Source organism: Epilithonimonas sp. (assembly GCF_036780765.1).
Taxonomy (GTDB): domain Bacteria; phylum Bacteroidota; class Bacteroidia; order Flavobacteriales; family Weeksellaceae; genus Epilithonimonas.
In genome coordinates this window covers 91011-99497 of sequence record NZ_DAIQCG010000001.1, presented here as the reverse complement: position 1 = coordinate 99497, position 8487 = coordinate 91011, and the positions used below count along the sequence as shown (strand labels likewise).

At 34.2% G+C, this 8487-nt stretch carries 4 protein-coding genes; all 4 read right to left on the bottom strand.

All coding sequences use genetic code 11. From position 1 onward, the window contains the following. A partial coding sequence (locus V7P73_RS00495; protein WP_333850553.1) for a YciI family protein occupies window positions 1-410 on the bottom strand: 410 nt, incomplete at its 3' end. Window positions 411-470: 60 nt separating this feature from the next. Beyond that, window positions 471-1676, bottom strand: coding sequence for an NAD(P)/FAD-dependent oxidoreductase (locus V7P73_RS00490; protein ID WP_333850552.1), 1206 nt, complete (start codon window positions 1674-1676; stop codon window positions 471-473). Between the two features lie 437 nt (window positions 1677-2113). Next, complete coding sequence (locus V7P73_RS00485) at window positions 2114-5050, bottom strand: T9SS type A sorting domain-containing protein (protein WP_333850551.1); 2937 nt, start codon at window positions 5048-5050, stop codon at window positions 2114-2116. 87 nt (window positions 5051-5137) lie between these two features. Beyond that, a complete protein-coding gene (locus V7P73_RS00480; protein WP_333850549.1) occupies window positions 5138-8485 on the bottom strand; it encodes a methylmalonyl-CoA mutase family protein in 3348 nt (1115 codons plus the stop codon). Window positions 8486-8487 lie beyond the last annotated feature (2 nt).

The following is an 8487-nucleotide window of genomic DNA, read 5'->3' as shown; positions in this document are numbered from 1 at the left end:
GGAAGCGCGGCAGAGCCATACCATTTATAAATTTCCATATCAAAAATTCCTGACTTTACAGAAGGGTCTGTCAAAACTAAACTTTCTGCTTCTTCTTTTGTTTTCGCATCGAGAATGAAAATTCCAGAATAATTATTATCATTTTTTTCTGCCATTGGTCCAGCGACAATCAGTTTTCCATCTTTTGCCATTTTGTTGATGTTGTCCATATGACCTTTCATCAACTCAGCTTTCTTTGCTTTGTCCGTAATTTCAGCTTTTCCTTTTTTGAGAATTATCAGATAATAAGATTTCATCCCGTAATCGTCCGCTCCGAGAGAATCTGCCAGTTTTTGGTCAAATCCTTTGTTCTGGGCATTGAGGAATGCTGAAAATAGAATTAATGAAAAAATTGTAAATACGGATTTCATTTTCTGAAGTTTTACTCAAATTTAGAATAAAAAATGAAACCTCAAATTAGCATAAGACAATTATCTTCGGAATCTGAAATACTCTGATAATTCGTGTTTTTTGCCCTTCAGAAATGCAGAAGCCATTTCCATTCCGATGACCGAAAATGTAATGCCGTTACCGCCAAAACCTAACACAAAGTAAGCACTTTGGAAATTCGGATGTTTTCCAATATAAGGCAATCCATCTTTGGTTTCTCCGAAAGTTCCAGCCCAAACAAAATCTGTTCTAAAATTATTTTCAGGAAGATATTTATCAAGTTTTTTAACTAATTTTTTTTCCTTGTCAAAAAGTAAAGAATCTCGTTTTTGCGCATCAACAAATTCTTCATCTTCGCCACCAATCAAGATTCTATTATCGTCTGTTGTTCGCATATAGATATAAGGTTCAGCTGTGTTCCAAACCAAAAGGTCGTTCAGCTCCTTGTGATTTTTTTCGTGCTGTTCGCCAACAATTGCGAAGGTTGATAAAAGATTGACAAATTTGTCTTTGATGATTTCTGTACTTTCGAAACCATTGCAAAAAATGACTTTTTTAGCTTTAATCGTGTTTCCGTAATCTGTTTTTGCTGTAACTCCGTTTTTCTTGTAATAGAAATTTGTAATATCGGTTTTATCAAAAATCTGCAATCCTTTTTTGTGATTATGATGTAGAATATCGTGAGCTAAACAAAACGCATCAATGCTTCCGCCTTGTTCGGAAAGGATTCCTCCAAATGTATTATCAATTTTAAATTTCTTTTTGATTTCTTCTTTCGAAAGCCATTTCACAGGAAATTTCGCAGATTTTCTAGCTTCGAATTCTTTCTTCAAATCATCGACATCTTTTTTGAAAGCAGCGAAATAAAGGGATTGTTTTTTCTTGAAACCACAATTGGATTTGACTTCTTTAGCTATTTTCTGCAAATTATCAATCGAATCATAACAAGCCCAATATGATTTTTCAGCACCTTTTCGTCCAATCATTTTTGAAAGTTCAAACAACGGAACATCAATCTCATACTGAAGCATAGAAGTTGTTGCACTCGTACTTCCATTCCCGATTTCGCGACGGTCAATTAGAACAGTTTTATAACCATCTTTTATCATTTGATGGGCGAGAAGAGAACCAGTAATTCCGCCTCCGATGATGAGGATTTCTGTTTCGAAATTTTCTCGGAGTGATGGATAAGAATGTTTTAATCCGTCTTTTACCAGCCAGAATGGTTCGGGAGATTTTAGTTTCATAGTTTGATTTTGATTTGATGTTTTTGTTCTAATCAAAAAGTAAACCGCTAATTTATTTTAAAGCTTTTGATTTTACTTAATGAAAATTAGCTGCTATTATTGAAAATTGAAAGCTTTGCTAGCTGTATGAAATTGTATTTTAATAAGGTAAACTTGATGTTATTAAAGTAAAGTCATATTAAAGAGTGTTCGAGTAGTATTACAGAATAGAGGTCTAGTGTTACAGATTACCTGAGTGGTATTACAGATGGTCGGAGTATTATTACAGGTTACCTGAGTAGCATTACGGATCAGCCGAATGGTATTACAGAATAGTGCAGTAGTATTACAGATGAGTAAAGTGGTATTATAGCTGGTTTTTTATAATTAGGAATAAGCTGGGGAGAAATTAGTTACTTCTAAATAAAAAAACCGCAGAATTTTCTGCGGTTTTGATTTTATTTCTTAATGAATTTTGAAGTCCAACTATCTTTACCCGTTAATATCCTTATGTAATAAACTCCTTTGAGGAGTTTACTAACGTCTATTTGGTTATTAGAATTTAATTCTCCGTTTACTTTTTTTCCTGAAGAATCGTAAATCTCAAAATTGTTTATTTTTTCTTTTGTATTGAGGGTAAGAAAATCAGAGGTTGGATTGGGGTAGATTTTTAAAGTATTATTTTTATCAACATCATTAGTTGCGAGAACTTCCTCTTCTAAAACTGCAATGTAATAATTATCACCATTAAGATTGTTGATGTCTCCATTTAGTAAATTATTGCCTAGAGTATTACCCGCCAAGGCAATTTTACTATTTGATAAAACCGAAATTTCTAAATTTGAAGGAGTGCTTCCGCTGCCTCTCGGAGCTGTATAGAGTTCTTTTGCATATTTGATGTTTCCATTATTGTCCAGCTTTAATAGGTTCACAGAAAAGTCATATGGTGATAGATTAAAATTAAGATTTTGGATATTGAGCTTTTCCATCCACGTACCAAAAACATAAGTATTGGAAGAACTGTCAATGTTTATCTTAGAATAGTTGAAAGTTTTTGAAAAAATAGGGGTTTCCCATATTATGTCACCTTGTTTAGAAATTTTTGTTACAAAATTATTGACTGTACCGGCATCATTAGGTGTGGAATGAATTTGCCCGTCTACTCCATAATACGTATTGTCTGGATTCTTAATCGAGGCTCCATAAGCAATGAAGTCATTACCGTTATACCTGAAGTCATTAAACCAGCCGCCAGAATAATCTTGTGGTAGATTTTCATAAAAATTTTTACCAAAAAGAGGATTTCCTTCAGAATCAAATTTTACCATTAATAAATCAGATTTTTGAGAATTTGATGGAATAGAAATATTCCCGAATTTGTAATGGTCAATTGTTTCAGGCTCCCAAACTAATGGTTCAAGAAAACCATATATATTGTCATTTTCATCAAAAGATAAATTGGCTTCATAAATGTCAGTGTTATTATAGAAATGTTTCACAAATTTAATCTCTCCATTGTTGGCAATTTTTATAAGAAAAAAACTCATATGAACATAGCCGTCCTCTATCCCATATTTTACATTATCAATTTCAATCAGCCCTTGGTCAACTCCTAATATATAATGATAACCATTATGTTCAGCAACTGTATAATTGTAAGAGTTAATATTCATTAATTTTATCCAATTTACTTCTCCTTGGCTATCAATATTTGTAATTATAACTCTACCAAATGAGTTAGGAATGGTCTGCAAGGAGTTGTTTTTTGATAAGATGCAATTGTTGTCATAACTGCATCTTGATAATGATGTAATATTACCATCCGTATCTATATAATTTGTTTTATTAAAGCCATACAAGCTTGATGGTAATGCTTCTATTCCTTTAATACTGGTTTTCCATTCTAAATTGCCAGTTGAAGAGATTTTAGAAAATACTTGTGTATAAGAATTGTCGGATAGATTTGAAACATTATTTCCAAAATAATCTGACACATTATTTTGTGTTACAACTCCATTATAAAAACTACCATCAGACATTGCTTTGAAAGCATTTGAAGAAATTACACCTTTTTTGGAGATGATATTTTTTGTAAAATTATTTTCATATGAATTGATGTTTTTTACTTCATAAACAGATGTATTTGTCATATTGCCATCACTTACAAATGCTTTGTTATTTATTAATTTAAAATCAAATTCTGATTCGGAGAATGTTCCAATGTAATTTGGGTAACCACCAATTGCATAGCCATTTTCACCATAATGCAATAATGTAGAACCTATTACCTTTCTGGATTGACTTGAATTGAAGAATTGAATTGTAGGGGAGTTACCTTTTGCGGGGGAATAATAGAAATATAAATTTTTATTAGGAAGATGATATAACTTTATATTATGTGAAATGGGAGATGAAATATTTATCATATTTCCAGCAAGCCAATATATATTTGTAAAGTCAGCTGAGGTTCTCCCTGCAAATAAATTAGAAAAGTCCTGATCCATATTATAATTACAATCTTCGACCAATCCATTTTCTCCATAAGCTTTTATTTTCTTTGAACTTAATCCAGCAAAACTAAGACTCCCATCTGTCAATATCTCTATATCAACGATTATATTATTCGCAGCTGAGAGTGTAGTTTCATAAAATTGCAATGAAGAATTTACATTATAATCTAAATCTGATTTGAGAATAAAAGACCCTTTTTTCAAAGATTCACTCCCTATATTAATTCCAGCATAAGAGTTTCCAGCGAAATATAAACTTTGGTCTTTAACTTCCAAAGAGGTTAAAGTAAAATCAGAGTTGTAAAAAGAAGAAATTAATTCCCCTGTCACATCATTGAATCTAAAAATTTTATTATTAATAAGAAAAAATGCATTGCCATTTTGTATGCTTACATCAAAATGCTTTTTTAATGTCATTGGTTCAACACTATTAGACCAGAGCACATTTCCGTTATCATCCATCTTGATTATAACCCAATCTTTTTCCGTTGAGTTATAAGTCGAATTATTAAGTGTTACAGAACCTTTGAAATTAAAAACAATATAAGTTTGGTTACTCTTAGAATAAACTAAATATGGCTTGATGCTTCCTTTGCTGCTTGGAGTAATCGTTTTAAGCCAGATTTTTTGGCCAACTTGATTATCAGACTTTAGAACAAATAAAGTATTAGTATTGGTCGTAGGAATGGTTTCGTTTCCTAAACTAAATTCACCGTTAGCGTATCCAACAGTAATATTATTCTGATTGTCATCAAAAACTGTTTTGAAAACCTCACCGCCATTGTATGTATTAACTTGATGTAATGATTTTAAGTTTAAAGATGTTTCTTGTGCGTAAGTGAAAATTCCGAAAATTACTAAACTCAGAAAATATAATTTCTTCATAGAAAATAAGTTTTTTACAAAAATACAAAAACCTCAAAGAATTTCTTTGAGGTTTTTATTTTTAAATAATAAGCTGGCGACTTTCGCTTACATATTCCTTCTATACTTTCCACCTACTTCAAACAAAGCATTGGTAATCTGCCCAAGAGAACAGTATTTCACGGCATCCATCATCACTTCAAATAAGTTTTGCTGATTGATTGCTGCATGTTGTAAAGTTTTCAAAGCTTCTGCGGATTTATCTTCATTGGAATTCTGGAAATTATGAAGCATTTCAATCTGGAATTGCTTTTCTTCCTCAGTCGAACGGATAACTTCACCTGGACGAACCGTTGGTGAACCGTCTTTTCCTAAGAAAGTATTTACCCCGATGATTGGATATTCTCCGGTGTGTTTCAACCATTCATAATGCATCGATTCTTCCTGAATTTTTGAACGTTGGTACATTGTTTCCATTGCACCTAAAACACCACCTCTTTCTGTGATTCTGTCAAATTCTGCGTAAACCGCTTCTTCAACTAAGTCAGTCAATTCTTCAATAATAAATGAACCTTGAAGCGGATTTTCGTTTTTCGCCAACCCTAATTCTTTATTGATAATCAACTGGATTGCCATCGCTCTTCTTACCGATTGCTCAGTTGGCGTTGTAATCGCTTCGTCATAAGCGTTTGTGTGAAGAGAATTACAGTTATCATAAATTGCATAAAGAGCCTGAAGCGTTGTTCTAATGTCGTTAAAATCAATTTCCTGAGCGTGAAGCGAACGTCCTGAAGTTTGGATGTGGTATTTCAACATCTGGCTTCTTTCGTCGGCTCCGTATTTCAGTTTCATTGCTTTTGCCCAAATTCTTCTTGCCACACGTCCGATTACTGAATATTCAGGGTCGATTCCGTTGGAGAAAAAGAATGATAAGTTAGGTGCAAAATCATTGATGTCCATTCCTCTTGATAAATAATATTCCACATAAGTGAAACCATTTGCCAAGGTAAATGCCAACTGAGAAACCGGATTTGCGCCTGCTTCCGCAATGTGATAACCGGAAATTGAAACAGAGTAGAAGTTTCTTACTTTTTCGGTAATAAAATATTCCTGAACGTCGCCCATCAATCTCAAGGCAAATTCGGTCGAGAAAATACAAGTATTTTGAGCCTGATCTTCTTTTAAAATATCAGCCTGAACCGTTCCACGAACTGTTGCAATAGTTTTAGCTTTAATTTCAGCATAAGCTTCCGCGGGAATAACTTCATCTCCCGTGATTCCTAATAATTTTAAACCTAAACCATTATTAGAAGGAGGTAATTCTCCGTTATATTTCGGTCTTGCTAAACCTTTATCGTCAAATTTTGCTTTTAAAACTGCTTCAACTTTAGCTTCAAGATTATTTTCAGCGATGTATTTCTCAACATTTTGATCGATTGCAGCATTCATAAAGAAAGCCAACAACATCGGAGCAGGACCATTGATTGTCATTGAAACTGAAGTCAATGCATTCACCAAATCAAATCCTGAATATAATTTTTTCGCATCATCCAAAGTCGCAATAGAAACTCCCGCATTTCCGATTTTACCGTAAATATCTGGTGGTAACGCTGGATCTTGTCCGTAAAGTGTTACCGAGTCAAAAGCGGTAGACAAACGTTTTGCTGGCATTTCCGCAGAAACGTAGTGGAATCTTCTGTTGGTTCTTTCAGGTCCTCCTTCTCCGGCAAACATTCTGGTTGGATCTTCTCCGGTTCTTTTGAAAGGATAAATTCCCGCAGTGTATGGGAAACTTCCCGGAAGATTTTCCTGGCCTTTCCATTTAATTAAATCGCCCCAATCGTTGTATTTTGGTAAAGCAATTTTTGGAATTCTTAAATGGGATAAAGATTCTGTTGAGGTCTCCACTTTAATTTCTTTTCCTCTTACAAAATAGGAGTAAAACTCTTCGTGGAAGGCTTTTTTCGTATCGTCCCAAGTTTTTAAGAAATCAATGTTTTCCTGTTGAAGTTCTTTTTCAGCTTTTTGATATTCAGCGTCCAAAGTTTCGTTGGAAATGATTTTTTTAACGCCTTCAATATGATACATTTTTCTTGCTAACTCAGCCTGTTTTTCAACGTTTGCGTCATAAATTCTGTTGTTTTCAACAATTTCAGATAAATAACGAACTCTTTTTGGAGGAATAATCGTGACTTCATCTGTAATTTCCTGTTCAACAAATCCCTGTAGATTTAAACCAGCAAATTTATCGTTGACTTTAGAAACGAGTCGGTTGTATAATTCGGTCGTTCCGTGGTCGTTGAACTGAGAGGCTTTTGTAGCATACACCGGCATTTCATCCAATGGCTGTTCCCACAATAAATGGTTTCTTTGGAACTGTTTTCTCACCGCTTGAAGTGCATCAAGAGCGCCTCTTTTATCTGATTTATTTAAAGCCACCAAATCTGCATAATCCAACATATCGATTTTTTCCAACTGCGTAGAAGCTCCATATTCAGGAGTCATTACATACATTGAAACATCAGCAAAATCAGATACCTCTGAACCTGATTGTCCGATACCTGAAGTTTCCAGAATGATAACATCTGGATGAGCCAATTTCAAAACATTCAAAGCAGAATGAATGAACGGAGAAACGGAAACATTGTTTTCTCTCGTCGCCATCGAACGCATATAAACTCGAGGATCATTGATGGCGTTCATACGAATTCTGTCACCCAAAAGTGCACCTCCGGTTTTCTTTTTCGAAGGGTCAATGGAGATAATCGCAATTTTTTTATCGGTATTTGAACGTAAAAAACGTCTTACCAATTCGTCTGTTAGAGAAGATTTTCCCGCTCCACCTGTACCTGTGATACCGATGATTGGAATATTTAAATCTTTTGATTTTTCGTCGATCGCTTTTACCAATTCTGGCTTTTCTTCTGAGAAGTTTTCAACAGCAGAAATGATTTTAGCAATGCTTGTAGAATTTTCAAAACTAATTGAATCTAAATCGCTTGCTTCAACCTCTTTTCCTGTTGCGAAATCTGATCTTTTTACCAAATCGTCGATCATTCCCTGTAAACCAAGCTCACGGCCGTCGTCCGGAGAATAAATTCTGTCGATTCCGTAAGCCATAATATCTTCGATTTCTTCAGGCAGGATTACACCGCCACCACCACCAAAAATTTTGATTTGTGGTGAGTTTTTCTCTCTTAAAAGGTCGTAGATATATTTAAAATATTCGTTGTGACCGCCTTGATATGAAGTAAGGGCAATTGCATTGGCATCTTCCTGAATGGCTGTATTCACCACTTCTTCAGCAGATTTGTCGTGACCAAGGTGAATCACTTCACATCCTGTTCCCTGAATGACACGGCGCATAATATTAATCGCAGCATCGTGACCGTCGAATAAAGACGCAGCAGTTACAATTCTTACTTTATTTTTAGGTGTATATTTTGAGCTTTCCATTT